The 13,034-nt window shown below is 70.0% G+C and carries 16 protein-coding genes and 1 pseudogene; 11 read left to right on the forward strand and 6 right to left on the reverse strand.

The genetic code is table 11. The features are described from left to right. The first annotated feature begins 83 nt into the window (after positions 1-83). Genes LO771_RS19830 through LO771_RS19850 form a run of 5 tightly spaced genes read left to right on the forward strand, consistent with a single transcriptional unit; the run spans position 84 to position 3,176 of the window. Entirely contained in the window at positions 84-380 is a 297-nt protein-coding gene (locus LO771_RS19830; RefSeq protein WP_230654356.1) for a WXG100 family type VII secretion target, read from the forward strand. Next, complete coding sequence (locus tag LO771_RS19835) at positions 377-1,882, forward strand: WXG100 family type VII secretion target (protein ID WP_230654358.1); 1,506 nt, start codon at positions 377-379, stop codon at positions 1,880-1,882. The genes LO771_RS19830 and LO771_RS19835 overlap by 4 nt, the downstream gene beginning before the upstream one ends. 8 nt (positions 1,883-1,890) lie before the next feature. Beyond that, on the forward strand, positions 1,891-2,253 hold the full coding sequence (locus LO771_RS19840; protein WP_230654360.1) for a hypothetical protein: 363 nt from the start codon (positions 1,891-1,893) through the stop codon (positions 2,251-2,253). Positions 2,254-2,284: 31 nt separating this feature from the next. Further along, positions 2,285-2,701 carry a hypothetical protein gene (locus LO771_RS19845; protein ID WP_230654362.1) on the forward strand — a complete coding sequence of 139 codons (417 nt, stop codon included), beginning with the start codon at positions 2,285-2,287 and terminating at the stop codon, positions 2,699-2,701. Between the two features lie 40 nt (positions 2,702-2,741). Continuing rightward, positions 2,742-3,176: a hypothetical protein gene (locus LO771_RS19850; protein ID WP_230654364.1), complete on the forward strand. Its 435-nt coding sequence runs from the start codon at positions 2,742-2,744 to the stop codon at positions 3,174-3,176. Positions 3,177-3,584: 408 nt separating this feature from the next. Here the strand turns inward: LO771_RS19850 and LO771_RS19855 are convergent, their stop codons facing one another. Next, positions 3,585-3,854, reverse strand: a complete 270-nt coding sequence (locus LO771_RS19855; RefSeq protein WP_230654366.1) for a hypothetical protein — start codon at positions 3,852-3,854, stop codon at positions 3,585-3,587. Positions 3,855-3,914: 60 nt separating this feature from the next. Here LO771_RS19855 and LO771_RS19860 point away from each other — a divergent pair. Next, positions 3,915-5,005 (forward strand): annotated as a pseudogene (locus LO771_RS19860) (integrase core domain-containing protein). Next, a complete protein-coding gene (locus tag LO771_RS19865; protein ID WP_230654368.1) occupies positions 5,002-5,232 on the forward strand; it encodes a site-specific integrase in 231 nt (76 codons plus the stop codon). The pseudogene LO771_RS19860 and the gene LO771_RS19865 overlap by 4 nt, the downstream one beginning before the upstream one ends. 179 nt (positions 5,233-5,411) lie before the next feature. Here LO771_RS19865 and LO771_RS19870 read toward each other — a convergent pair whose 3' ends face one another. Together LO771_RS19870 and LO771_RS19875 are read right to left on the reverse strand one after the other, a co-directional pair. Then, positions 5,412-5,846, reverse strand: coding sequence for a hypothetical protein (locus LO771_RS19870; RefSeq protein WP_230654370.1), 435 nt, complete (start codon positions 5,844-5,846; stop codon positions 5,412-5,414). Positions 5,847-5,962: 116 nt separating this feature from the next. Continuing rightward, positions 5,963-6,382 (reverse strand): DUF6578 domain-containing protein, encoded by a 420-nt coding sequence (locus tag LO771_RS19875; protein ID WP_230654372.1) that lies wholly within the window; start codon positions 6,380-6,382, stop codon positions 5,963-5,965. A 473-nt stretch (positions 6,383-6,855) separates the two neighbouring features. On the opposite strand from LO771_RS19875, the gene LO771_RS19880 reads away from it, so the two are divergent. Next, positions 6,856-7,734 (forward strand): hypothetical protein, encoded by an 879-nt coding sequence (locus LO771_RS19880; protein WP_230654374.1) that lies wholly within the window; start codon positions 6,856-6,858, stop codon positions 7,732-7,734. Positions 7,735-8,208: 474 nt separating this feature from the next. On the opposite strand, the gene LO771_RS19885 is transcribed toward LO771_RS19880, so the two are convergent. The 3 genes from LO771_RS19885 to LO771_RS19895 all read right to left on the reverse strand — a co-directional run bounded on the left by LO771_RS19885 (position 8,209) and on the right by LO771_RS19895 (position 10,336). After that, entirely contained in the window at positions 8,209-8,415 is a 207-nt protein-coding gene (locus LO771_RS19885; RefSeq protein ID WP_230654376.1) for a hypothetical protein, read from the reverse strand. A 362-nt stretch (positions 8,416-8,777) separates the two neighbouring features. Further along, positions 8,778-10,019, reverse strand: coding sequence for a helix-turn-helix domain-containing protein (locus LO771_RS19890; protein WP_230654378.1), 1,242 nt, complete (start codon positions 10,017-10,019; stop codon positions 8,778-8,780). Then, positions 10,016-10,336 (reverse strand): putative quinol monooxygenase, encoded by a 321-nt coding sequence (locus LO771_RS19895; protein ID WP_230654380.1) that lies wholly within the window; start codon positions 10,334-10,336, stop codon positions 10,016-10,018. The genes LO771_RS19890 and LO771_RS19895 overlap by 4 nt, the downstream gene beginning before the upstream one ends. 154 nt (positions 10,337-10,490) lie before the next feature. Here LO771_RS19895 and LO771_RS19900 point away from each other — a divergent pair, with 154 nt between their 5' ends. The 3 genes from LO771_RS19900 to LO771_RS19910 all read left to right on the forward strand — a co-directional run bounded on the left by LO771_RS19900 (position 10,491) and on the right by LO771_RS19910 (position 13,030). Next, positions 10,491-10,841: a hypothetical protein gene (locus tag LO771_RS19900; RefSeq protein WP_230654382.1), complete on the forward strand. Its 351-nt coding sequence runs from the start codon at positions 10,491-10,493 to the stop codon at positions 10,839-10,841. Between the two features lie 5 nt (positions 10,842-10,846). After that, on the forward strand, positions 10,847-12,226 hold the full coding sequence (locus LO771_RS19905) for an FtsK/SpoIIIE domain-containing protein (RefSeq protein ID WP_230654384.1): 1,380 nt from the start codon (positions 10,847-10,849) through the stop codon (positions 12,224-12,226). A gap of 102 nt (positions 12,227-12,328) precedes the next feature. Then, positions 12,329-13,030, forward strand: a complete 702-nt coding sequence (locus tag LO771_RS19910) for a DUF2637 domain-containing protein (protein ID WP_230654386.1) — start codon at positions 12,329-12,331, stop codon at positions 13,028-13,030. Positions 13,031-13,034: the final 4 nt, after the last annotated feature.

Consider the following 13,034-nt stretch of genomic DNA (forward strand, 5'->3'; position numbering starts at 1 on the left):
GCCAAAAAGCGCCCTCCGTCGGCATGTCAGCACCCATAGGGTCGATCACCGGTTCGATCGCCTGCACGGGGAGGACGGGGATCGTGACGGGACGCCTGAAGGTGGAGTTCGGAGCGCTGGCGGAACTCATCTCCGGCCTGGAGGCGAGCGCCGACCGCCTGGAGGAGCAGCTGTCGGAGCTGGACGCGGGCCTGGCCCGGGTCGCGCAGTCCTGGGAGGGCGAGGCGCACGACCGGTTCCGCGTCGCGTTTGCGCAGTGGCGGGCCACCTCGAAGGACCTGCACCGCACGCTGCGCGGCCTGCACGCGGTGACCCGCACCGCGCACGGCAACTACCGGGCGGCCGAGAGCGCCAACCTGCGGATCTGGGGCCGCGCGTGATACCCGCCGACACCGGCGGGGGCGGGCCGATCGACGTCACCCCCGAGGACCTGCACCAGGTCGCCCTGGCCTTCGCCCGCGGCCAGGACCGCCTCGACCACATCGCCGACACCCTCGGCTCGGCCCTGCGCGGCGCGGCGGGGATGGCCGGGGACGACCGGTGGGGCCATGCCTTCGCCACCAGCTACGACCCGGCGGCCCGAGCCCTGTTCCCGGTGCTGTCCGCGGCCGTGCGCGCGGTCGGGCAGGCCGCCGACGGGCTGGTGCGCACCGCCAACAACTACCTCAAGGCCGACCACCACTCCGACGCCAAGGCCCGCACCGGCAGCCCCCGCCTGTTCGGCCCGCCCCCGGTCATCGCCGACGTGATGTACCCCGACCCGCCCTCGTCCATCGGCCCCGGCAGCAACCACTGGCCGCCGCCGATCGACCGGTACTGGCCCGACGGCCACCAGGACCGGCTGCGGGATGCGGCCGCCGCCTACCGCCAGGCCGCCGCCGACCTCGACGACACCGCCCGCGACCTGCACCTGCAGGTCCAGGCGCTCACCGACAACAACTCCAGCGCCTCCCTCTCGGCCATGGCCGACTTCTGGGGGAAGATCTGGCAGGACTGCGACGCCGGCGGCGACGCACCCCTGTCCACCGCCCACCTCGCCTGCCTGCGACTGGCCGCGGTGTGCGAGAGGTTCGCCCAGGCCGTCGACCACGCCCACAGCGAGTTCGAGCACAAGGCCGCCGAAGCAGGCCTGGCCATCGGCGCCACCACGATCCTCGGTGTGCTGGGCACCGTGGTCACCCTGGGCGGCTCCGACGCCGGGGCCGCCGCCCTGGACGCCGGCGAGGCCGCCGCGATCTTCGCCACCGTCGACGGCGTCATGGACGCCGCCGTCGCCGACTACGCCGCCGAGGGCATCGCCGACCTGGAGACCGTGCTGGCCTCCGCCGCCGAAGGCGTCCCCGAGGTCGAGACCGCCGAAGCCGAGACCACCGAGGTCGCTCAGACCCTCGAACGCGAGATGGCCGACACCGAGGCCCGCCAACCCTCCCCCAGCCTCCGGCCGGGAGGTACCCCCAGAGGCGTCGGCGGACGCGGCGGAGGAGGCGGCGAGGAACCGCCCACTGGCGGCGGGCGTGGGGGCGAGTCGGAGCCTGGCGAGGAGGGAGAGCTGCCGCCGGGGCGGGATCCGGGCGTCGACATCGACAAGCTGTCCGCCGACGACATTCTCAAGGACGACGGTGAGGTGCTCGGCGAGAACACCGGTCGCAAGATGCCCGTGCGGTCGGCTCGCGACAAGGCCGAACTCGACCGTCTCTGGGACAAGCTGACCGACGGGGCCCCGCGCCCCGGACCCGGTCAGAAGGTGTCCTCCTACACGCGTCCGGACGGTGTCCGCGTGCAGTACCGCAACGTCTCTGGATCCGGCGGCGAGACGATAGACATCAACGCAACCCAAGCCGGCGGCCGGATCTGGAAGATCCATCTGCCGCGGACCCAGTGAAGGGCACAATGAACCTCCAGAACAACCCCGTGGTGGAGGAGATCCTGTACCAGGGCCTCACCGACTGGATCGGCCTGACCACGGTCGTCTCGCTCATCGAGGAGGAGGCGGCCGACGCGACCCCTGAAGGGGTGAAAGCCGAGACACTACGCCTGATCCGCTACCTGCTGGACGAGGGCCTCGCCCGTGCGGGCGAGCTGTCCAACTCGGCCTTCGACAGCGGCGACTTCCTGGACTGGCCGGGGGACACAGCCATGATCCTGGGCCGCATCACTTCCGACTGGGAAGATCTCACCTCCCTCGACCACTTCGAGCCCTGCTGGCTCCGGCTCACGGACAGGGGCCGAGAGATCGCCCAAGCCCTGGGCTAAGCAGATGCCGACCTCGACTCGCGGACGGATCATGACTACGGATCTCCCGTCGCCCGGCCCAGGAAACCCCCCATTGAGCGGCTACTACTCCATCTTCATCCACCCCGGCAAGCCGGTCGACGCGCTGATCTCCGACATCGGACAAGCGGCCGGCACCATCCTGCACCCGGTCGAGGGCGAGTTCATCGACTACGCGGGGAAGCTGGAGCGCGGGGCTGTCGAGGTCGAGCTCTCGCACGAGTACGAAGAAGACCGCGGGATCCTGTTCGAGCGATACGACTCCCTGTTCACCATCCGCGACTTCGACCGGGACCGCGAGCGGCAGGGGGGCACCGCGAGGCAGATCTTCCGGAACCTCGCCGCACTCGACAGGTACTGGCTGGTGCTGGTGTACGACCTGCAGACTCTGATCAACTCGGCCTCACCGTCGTCCGCACAAACAGCTTGAGGTGTCCCCACCGGCCGAGCATCCAATGGAGCTGACGGGATTGTCCAGGACCGCCGACATCGACCTCACGTTCCACCAAGAGGTCACCGTCGCCGGAACCCTCCGGCTCCTCGCAGGCCGCGGGTGGACTCCGGCGGAGCCGCTCGGCATCTCCTGCATGGTCGAGGACGACGGCGACTTCGACTGGTCCCGCGAGGACCCCATGGACAAACCACAGGTCCTCGCCCGGCTCGACGCCCCCGAAGCGCGGGACCTGCACGTGGGCATCTCGGTCTACCGGCCCGATGCCGAGACCGGCGGCACCCTGCTCTTCTGCCCCGGCAGGCAGACGGCCTCCTTCACCCCGTCGATCAACCGGCGATCCCTCCCCGGAGCCACGGAGATGACGGACCTGGCCTGGTACATCCAGGAGCTGGTCCACCCCCTGCTGGCCGGAGACCTTCTCGGCTACGAGGCCCGGGACACCGCCGACTGACCCAGGTGGTCCCACCCGCTCGGCTCATGGGTTCACCGCCTCACTCCGACTCCCCACGCAGTAGCCATGCCGGCATCGTCGGGGGACCACCACCCATCACCTCGGAGACCGATCCATGACCAGGCAGTCCGGTCCCCGCCTGCCGCCCCGGGACCGGCAGCGGTCCACGGCAAGGAGTGTGAAGCCATGCTCCGATGCAGGGACAGGGCCTTGCGGATCCAAGCTCTCCGGGGAGTCGGCAGATGATCAGCTACCGGATGCTCTGCAGGAGCTTCCCGGCGGCTGTGACGGTCCAGAAGGACCAGGCGTTGCGTTGCGGGCTGACGTGCAGGTTGAGCGCCTGCACGAGCGCGACCGAAGCTCCGCTGGGGGACCCGTATTCCCCTTGAACAGGGCCGGCCGCAATGGTCACGGCCTGGGTCGAGGGGTCGTAGGAGCCATCGACACGCCGGCCGTCGTAGACCGCGTGGATTTCGATGCCGTGCTCCGGGCATGAGCGGGCGCGGCGGTGTCCTCAACGATCACCTCGTCGTCGGCAGGCGGCTCGTCCACGTCCGGGTGGGTGCTCTGGTCGGTGCAGGCGGGAAGTCCCAGAAATCGGTTGAGGACGCTGGCCAGCAGATTGCGGGTGCCGGTAAATTGTCCACCCAGGTCAGCGCCGTGATCGATGATCTTCAACCCCGCCCCGCTCTCCCGGCACCTTCCCCTCGCGAAACGTCCGCGTCATCATGATCTCTCGTGCTGCTGCGCTTCGCCTACCTCGCTGCGACCAACACCCTCGCCCTGTTGCGTCTCCTGCCGATGAGCGACCGGGAGAAAGACATTGAGATCCTGGCGCTCAGGCACCAACTGCTGGTTCTGCAACGCCAGGTCGGAAAGCCCACGTCCACCAACACCGACCGAGCAATCCTCGCCGGCCTGCTCCACCGCCTTCCGCCGGACAAGCTGAGGTGCCTCCTGCTGCTCGTACGCCCGGACACGCTGCTCCGCTGACACCGCGACTTGCTCAAGCGCCGCCACGCTGCGACCTGCGTACCGAAGCGTCGGGGTCGCCCGCCCAGCGTCCGATCGATCCCCGCCCTGATCCTGCGCCTCGCACGCGAAAACAGCTCGTGGGGATATCGCCGGATCCACGGTGAACTTGCGGCCCTGGGAATCAAGGTCGCCGCCTCCACCGTCTGGGAGATCCTCAAAGAGCACGGCGCCCCACCTGCCCCCGAACGGCACAGCAGCACCTGGGCCGACTTCCTACGCAGCCAAGCCGAGGCGCTGCTCGCCTGCGATCTCTTCGTGGTCCGTACCCTGACCGGGGCGCGACTTTACGTCTTCGCCGTGATCGAGCACTCCACCAGGCGCATCCGGATCCTCGGCGCCACCGCGCACCCGACCGCGGAGTGGATCGTGCAGCTCGGACGCAATCTGCTCATGGACCTGGAGAACGCGGGCAGCAGGGCCAGGTTCTTGATCCGTGACCGCGGCTCGAAGTTCACGGCCGCCTTCAACGCTCTCATGACCGACGCCAGGCTGAAGGTGGTCACCATCGGCATTCAGACACCGCGGATGAACTCTCTGATGGAGCGCTGGTACAAACCTGCCGACACGAACTCCTGGACCGCACCCTGATCTGGAACCAAGCCCACCTCCTCCACGCGCTCCGCGAGTTCGAAACCCACTACAACCGGCATCGCCCGCACCAAGCCTTGTGTCAAGCCGCTCCCCTGTGCCCGCTCCCTCACCCGATCAACAAACCGAGCGAGATCAGACATCTGGAGGTCCGCCGACGAGAGCGACTCGGCGGAACCCTGCACGAGGACCAGCACGCAGCGTGACCTGGGCGGATGATTTATCGGCACCCGCAGTCCCCCTGCACGTCCTGCGGAGGATCGCCGGGCACGGCTCGCTCACCACCACGCAGCGCTACCTGCACCCCGACCGCCGCTCGATCGAGCAGGCCGGGGCTGCCCTGAGCGCCCACCTCGGGGCGGGCCAGAGATCTGCCGGTCCCAAAGTGGTCCCAGAGCCCGGCCCCGGGCGTCACCTGCGGATCGTTCGCTGATCCTGTCTCGCGAACACGAAGAAGCCCGCTGACCTGGATCGATGATCCAAGTCGGCGGGCTTCGCCGTACTGTCGGGACGACAGGATTTGAACCTGCGACCCCTTGACCCCCAGCAAACGGCACAGTGGTCAACGAGAGCTGCTGGGCTGCTCGGCAAGGCGGGCACCGTCGTCCGCCGTCAGAGAGAGTCGGCGTGGTTGCTGTACTTCGTTGCTGTACCGCCGGGCACGGCCTGGACTCGCAGCTCTCCGCCGTAGCTCTCGAACCGCACCGCACCAGACGCAAACCGGAGATCCATCCTCATGCGGCCGGCCAAGGGGTGGATGTCCTCACCTACGTCCTGGATCTCCTCTCCCCGATGCTTCGCGAGCGGGAAGTGCCCAGAGAGCGGGCGTACCTCGACTACGCCGCACTCCTGCATGTCGTACGGCTCGTATGGCTGTGAGGCGTCAAGTGTCAGACGCCAGTCCGAGGCAACACCGATCTCGACGGGACCACCCACGTCAAGGAACAGCCAAACATCGATCGGCTGGTGATCCTTGACGCCCTCGAAGACGTGCCACGCAGCAACAACGCCGTGCAGCCGACGTCCAACGAGAGTGCGCGGATCCATGGCGAGACTGTAGCGGAGCGTGAAACCGCTGCTTTGTAAGCCTCCGAACCCGCTTGGCCGCTGGCCTAGAAACCCGCTGATGTGCGATGAAGCGCCGCTGCGCCGGTCATTGCCCGTCAGTCCGCGTCAATAGCCGCCTGGCCTGGCACGGCTGTGGCACGCCGGGCAGTCACCAAGTAGCCCGCGAATCGGACGCCTGGCTGAACCTCCGCCCACCCGTCTGCCTTCGCCACAGGCACCAGCACGGTCGTACCGGGGACCGGGAAGGGGACAGTCCCCTCGCTACCGGTTGGCACCTCGTAGCGGCAGTGCACCTCGGCGACTGTCACCACCTCCAACCGCGTGGACGCGTGTCCCTCCTCCTCACCGTGATGCTCCTCGCGGAAGTCGATCCTGGGCGCGTTCTCACTGCCGACGACATCGGCATAGTCTTCCGGATCGACCTCCAGTAGGTTCCACGACACGGTCTCCCCCGGCGCGAAGGGTTGCCCGCAGCACTGGATCTGCCAGTCATCGACCCAAATCGTCAGCGTCATGCCGCCATCCTCCGCCGACTGCACCACGCTCACCAGAGGTTTTCGCCACTAGTGGGACCGGCGGGGCGTTGGTGTGAGGGCCCCGACAGCGCCGGCCTCCAACCGATACCCGCCTTAGGAGTTCGGCTCTGGTACCCCGCCGCCTGCCGGACCCCGCGACTTAGGGCGTCCCTTCATCCTTCTTCGCCCGGCCCTGTCCGCCGTTGTCCGGCGACGTTGATGTCGCCTGGTGATGTCAGTTCGGCTGTGGCGAGTGCGCCTTGACGAGGTGCTGCAGCGGAGTGTGCGCAGAAGCTGTGGGGCCTTGAGGACGGCCATAGCCTGCTCATCGACAGGAGAGGGGCGGCAGTGGGGCTGTTGTTCGGAATCGCCCCTTCACCTTCTCCATGGCAGGTGCTGCCCAGACGGGTTCCTCGCCGCCCGGTTAGGGTGGCGCGATCGCGGAGTGGTGAGAGGGCAGGGGAGGCCAGGCCGTGGAACGTTGGGTGCGGTGGTGCGGGGCGGCAGGGGCGGCGTTCGGTGCAGCACTGGGCTGGCTGACGCTGGGGACCGGGCCGCTACTGGTGGCCATATGGCGATCCGAGTCGCTGGCTGGCAGCCGGGGGCGGGTGCTGGGCAGCCTCGCATGGTCCACAGCAGTCGTTGCCGGTGTTGCAGCTGGCATTGCCCTGATGGCGGTGACCTTCGGCATGATGGCCGGCCGTCGTTGGCCGCGGGCGCACAAGCTTGTAGCGTCAGCAGCAGGGTTGGTGTTGCTCTCGCTCGTGGGAGCCTGGCTGATCAACCATCTCGCGGCTGTGGCGTACACGTTCATCCCCTGGGCCAAGGGGAGCCTCGGGCTCGTCTCCTCCTGGTTGCTCCTCCTCCAAGGATGTGTGCTCCCTGCGGTTGCCTCCGGTTGGGTGCTGCGAGACCAGGGCGGCGGTGCCATCGATCCGGCGGCCGCCGCGCTGCCGGGCACCTGGACCGGGCCAGGCGGCACAGACCTTGTCTTCTCGGCATCTGGCACCTTCACGGGACTCGGCATGCCGACCGGATTCCTTCCTGGCTTGGCAGTCGGCGAACCGGTTGAGGGGATATGGGAGGTGCACCGCGATGCCGTCGGTGTCCCCTGCGTCTCACTCACCGTGCCGGTTGTCGGCGCGCACAGCTGGTATCTGGTGCGGCTGCGCGTGGACAGTCCGGGCATGAATGGATCGGAGTGGCGGCTTACTGCGTTGTCCTCCGGCGAGATGACCGATTCATGGCAGCTCATTCGCCGTCGTGATGACCACAGCCTAGATGGCGGCCTCGTGGTCGATACGTCCACGGAGTGGAATGAGACGGCCCCGACTGAGGTGCTTGAGAGATGAACCGGAAGTGACACGACCGTCTACTGAACAGCCGACTCGTTGAGCTGCGACGCTTGTAGAACTGTCGCGCTGGCCAGCGTTGACGCCGTTACCGGTTGTCAACGCTGGTCATCGCTGGTCCACCTCTCACGCCCCAGAGACGGCTCCGAGAATTCGCCTCTCCGGGGATGTTGCCAGTTTGGAAGACGCCGTATGCGGGTGGTGTCTGACCTGGCAACTCCCCGACCTGGGCCGGAGTGCAATCGGCTCCGCTGTTCCCCGTGAGTCCCCGCCATGTCCCTCTGGAACGGGCACGCAACGGGCACAAGGCTTCTTCGTCCCGAAGCAATGCGGGCGGTCGCGCCACCTGCACTCGAACCGCCTGTGACCTGCGACGACTATCCACGGGAGTCCGTGATTGTCCGTCCCAGTACGGGGCCGTTGTAGCGCAGTTAGACACTCAACCGTCCAGCGCGTCTCGTGCAGCTGAATCCTTCAGAGCTGGTCGTCTCGCTCAAGGATCAAGTTGATCGGCCCATCCTCCAAGTTGATCCCCGCGTCAAGGTGCACGTGATATCCGCCGCTGAGTTCCGGGTCGGCGAGATCAACGAGCTGTTCGGCGAGAGCGTGAAGCCCTGCGGCATTGGCCGCGATGGTGATCTCTGTGGCTGAGCCGTAGACCTTGATCCGGGGCGTGTCCATGGCGTCACGCTACCGACAGGCCGGTGTAGCGGCTTTGGGCGGTGTCCTGTCTGGTCTGGGGTCGAGCATGATCAGGGGGCCGTAAGCTGTTGCGACTCGGTCAGGGCTTCTGGGCCTGACCGCAATTTGGCCGAGTGGCCCCCTGGTCTTGCTCGACTCGGGTCCCGGTCCGGAGAGGTGCGTAAAGCCGCGTAGCCGGCCGCCCCAGCCCCGTGCGGGCCTATCCCGCCACCCTCCCGCCTTGCGGCGCGGAGCGGGCCGCCGCCGGAGCGGGGCGAAGACAGGAGCGACGGCGAGCGGCGCCGCGCGGCGCCGCGGCGAGCGGAGCGAGCCTTGAACCCGTAGAGAAGATTTCTACTCACTCATGGCCGGGCGTCTGCCCGCTCTGCGAGTTCCCGGAGTTCGGGTGCGGCCGAGCGTCCCGCGACCAGCACCAGGTCCCGGATGGTGTTGCGGGCATCGATGTGGGTGTGGATCAGGTCGGGCGACAGTTCCTCGGCTTGGAGGAGCACTGCGAGGGCTTCGCCGGACTGGCGCCGCTGTGCATAGGCTCGGCCCAGGTCCATGAGCAGTCGGGCGCGGCGCTCCACGGACAGGCCGGAGGCGTCGATCCGGGTGCCGATGTCGATGGCCTCTCCGGCGTCGCCCAGCTCGACGGCGATGGAGGCGGCCTGGATGTCGACGTTGGTCGGGCCGAACTCCAGGTTGAAGTCGTTGCGGTCCTCACCGATCCGCCGGGCGACCTTGCGGGCCCGCTCGATCTCCTGCCGTGCCTTGCTCCGGTCTCCGGCGCGGGCGTGGATGAGGGCGAGCACCAGGTGCAGGGCGCCGATGACCGACAGCGTCTCGGGTTCGTCGTCCCGGCTCTGCTGGTGGCGCTCCAGGGCGTTGAGCGCTGTGGTGGCGGCGTGCTCGGCCTGGTCCAGGTGCTTGAGCCGGACGAAGGCCTGGGCGAGCCGGTAGACACTGGCGAAGACTTCGAGGGTGCGGCCGGACTCCTCGGCGGCCCGGATGGCGCGGTCGGCGGCGACCCATGCGGCGTCGGCCTCGTCCTGGCGGACGAAGGCGGAGGCGAGTGCCTGGTAGGTGCGGCTCAGCAGACGCCACAGCTCGGGGCGGTCCGCCTCGGGGGCGGTGCGCGCGGCGCGCTCGATCCGGGGCACCAGCGGGCCCAGGGCGGCGCTGAGTTCGGCGAAGCGGTTGCCGTGGGTGAGATCCCATACCTCGTCGACGGCGCGGCGCAGCTCCTCTGTGGTGACCGGGGCGCCGGCCGGTTCCGCGGCAAGCAGTACCTCGGGGACGGGGTGGCCGGAGATGACCAGCCGGGCCTGGTCGAGGTCGTTGGGCTCCTCGGCCTGCTCGGGCTCGGTGGCTTCCGTAGCGGCCGGCGCGTCCGGGCGGAGGACCTGCAGGGGTACGCCGAGCCCGTCGGCCAGGAGCCGGAGCACGTCGAGGCGGTTGACCGGCTGGACGCCTCGTTCCACCTGGGAGAGCCAGCTCGCGGTGCGGCCGATCTCGGCGGCCATCTCCTTCTGGGTGAAGCCACGCTGCTCCCGCAGCTCCGCGACCCTGGCGCCGAAGGCGCGTCGCTCCTCCGGGGTCACGGGGTCACCGGGCCCTTCCCCGCCTCGGCCTGGAGGAAGGTGACGTGCACGGCGGAGAGGTGCTGCTCGCGCTCGGCGAGGAAGCGCTTGGTGTGGGCCTGCTCCTCGTGGCGGGCGAAGGCGGCCCGGTCCTCGTACAGCTCGTAGAAGACACGCACGCCCGGCTCGTCCGGCACGGAGTGGACGACGTAGGCGAGCGTCCCCGGCTCGTGCGCCTTGATGGCGGGCAGCGTCTCCGCCACCAGCTCATCGAAGGCGGCTGCGGCGGCGTCGTCGCGCAGCTCGAAGCGGACTACCAGGCCGAAACCGCTGGTCATGCTTCCTCCTCTGTGGTCACACGCCAGAGTCGCAGAAGTTCAGCTTCACTGCTACTCGCAGATTCTGTTGACTCGCAGAATCTCTGCGACTACTTTCATAGTGAAGCTGCTACTCGGCGCGCCTGGCGCCGGAGCTGACTCAAGGAGCTGCGTCATGCCGTCCTTCAAGGTCGACACCTCGACTGCGTTCGTGTTCGTGGCCGTGCCGCCCGCGCCGAAGGTGGCCAACCGGCAGACCGGTGAGATCGCCATCGACCGGGAGACCGGCTCCCCGATGGTGACCGTGGGGCTGACCGTGGCCGACGAGGGGGAGGCCAACCTCCTGACGGTCTCGGTGCCCAAGTCCGGCATCCCCGGCGAGGGCCTGGCGGTCGGCACCCCGGTCGCGGTCACCGGGCTCAAGGCGCGGGACTGGGAGAGCGAGTTCAACGGCCAGAAGCGGCACGGGATCTCCTTCCGGGCCGTGGCGGTGACCGCGCTGGTCCCGGCCTCGGTGCAGGGCTGAGCGTCATGCCGGAGCTGCTGACGCTGCTGGAGGTGGGCGGGCCGTTAACCGCGGCCGCCACCGGCGCCGCAATCGCCCGGGCCAAGGCCCCGGCCCTGTACTGGTCCGCCCTCGGCCTGCCGCTGGCCACCGCGCGCTTCGCGGCCACCTACGGCTCCACCATGGACGCCTGCGGGCTGACCGTCCCGCCCTCGCGGCTGCGGGCGCTGCTGGTCCGCGCCACCAGCCGTCACGAGGTCCGCCCCGTCCCGCCGAAGGTCCGCCGCGTCCGCCCCACCTCCACCGGCCTGCGGATCCGGCTGCGCCTGGCGCCCGGGCAGGAGCCGGCCGACGTGGCCGCCTCGGCCGAGCGGCTGCGCCACGCCTGGGGGGTGCACGCCGTCCACGTCACCGAGATCCGGCCCGGCGTGGTGGAGCTGCGGATGACCGGCTTCGACGTGCTGCGCCGGGTGCGGATGCCGCGCCGCCTGCCGGGCGGGCCGCTGCTGGTCCCGGTCGCGCTGCGCGAGGACGGCACTGCATTCGTCCGCGACTACCGCACGATCCCGCACGCGCTGACCCTGGGCGCGACCCTGTCCGGCAAGTCCGTCTACCTGCGCAACCTCATCTGCGGCCTGGCCACCCGGCCGGTGGCGCTGGCGGGGATCGACTGCAAGCGCGGGGTGGAGCAGGCCCCCTTCGCCCCCCGCTTCTCCGCCCTGGCCACCGACCCCGCCCAGGGCGCGGACCTCCTGGACGCCCTGGTGGGGCTGATGGAGGAGCGCTACGACCTGATCCGCGCCCACCAGGGCATCACCCGGGCGGTGGCGGACGAGGAGATCACCTCCGACCTGTGGGGCCTGCCGCCCAAGGTCCGCCCGGTGCCGGTCGTGCTGATCGTGGACGAGGTCGCCGAACTCTTCCTCACCGCCACCCGAAAGGACGAGGAGCGGCGCGACCGCATGGTCACCCAGCTCATCCGCCTTGCCCAGCTCGGCCGCGCGGCCGGGATCTACCTGGAGGTGTGCGGGCAGCGGTTCGGCGCCGAGCTGGGCAAGGGCGCCACCATGCTCCGCGCCCAGCTCACCGGCCGCGTCGTGCACCGCGTCAACGACCGCCCCACCGCCGAGATGGGCCTCGGCGACGTGGCCCCCGAAGCGGTGCTGGCCGCGACCGCCATCGCCCCCGAGCTGCCCGGCCTCGCGGTCGCCGGGGACTCCTCCGGCGGCTGGTCCCGCATCCGCACCCCCCACCTCACCCTCGCCGCCGCGGCCGCCGCCTGCCGCGCCACCGCCCACCTGGTCCCCGACCTCCCGGCCCTGGACCCCTTCCGCCCCCACCTCCCCGCCGCACCAGTGCCGGCCGACGCCCCGCCGCTGGCCACCCCCCGCCCGGCCACCGGCTGACACCCCGCTCCCCCACGGTCGGCGCGGCCGCCCTCCGCGCCAGGTCCCTACCCCAGTCATGCCCGATGCCGGGCCCGACCCCCCTGGAAGGAGGACCCGCCGATGCCCCGCCCACCGCGCCCGGATGCCGTACTGGTGCAGGCCGTGATCGCCGGTGCCCTGTCCTTCGCCCACCTCCACGACATCGCCGAAGCCGCAGGCCAGCACGGCTGGAAGGCCTGGGCCTACCCCGTCTCCGTCGACCTCCTGCTCGTCGCCGCCTGGCGCCGCATGCGCACCCTGCGCGCCACCGGGGCCCCGGCCCGCTCGGCCTGGACCTGGTTCGCCACCGCCCTGACCGCCTCCCTCGGCGCCAACATCGCCACCGCCGGACTCCTCGACCTCACCGCGGTCCCGGCCTGGCTGCGCATCCTCGTCGCCGGATGGCCCGCCGTCGCCTTCTTCGGCGGCACCCTCCTCGCCCACACCCCCACCGCCCCGGCCCCGGCATCTGAGCCGGATCCCGACCCGCCGGTCTACGCCGAGCCCGCCCCCGCCCCGGTACCGGACCCCGTTCCGGAGCCGCTCGCCGCTGAGCCCGTTCCGGCGCTGCCCGCCGCCCCGGAGCCCACACCGGCCCCGATGCCGGCACCCGCTGCACCCGCTCCGGCGGTTCCGGCCGCGCTGGTCGACCACGCCCGCAAGGTCGCCGACGCCCACCACGCCCGCACCGGAACCCCCATCGACACGGCCACTCTGCGCACCCGCCTCGGCGTCCCCCAGCAGCTCGCCGACGCCATCGCCGCCCAGCTCACCCCCGCCTGACAGG

The sequence above is a fragment of the Streptacidiphilus sp. ASG 303 genome (genome assembly GCF_020991365.1).
Lineage (GTDB): Bacteria > Actinomycetota > Actinomycetes > Streptomycetales > Streptomycetaceae > Peterkaempfera.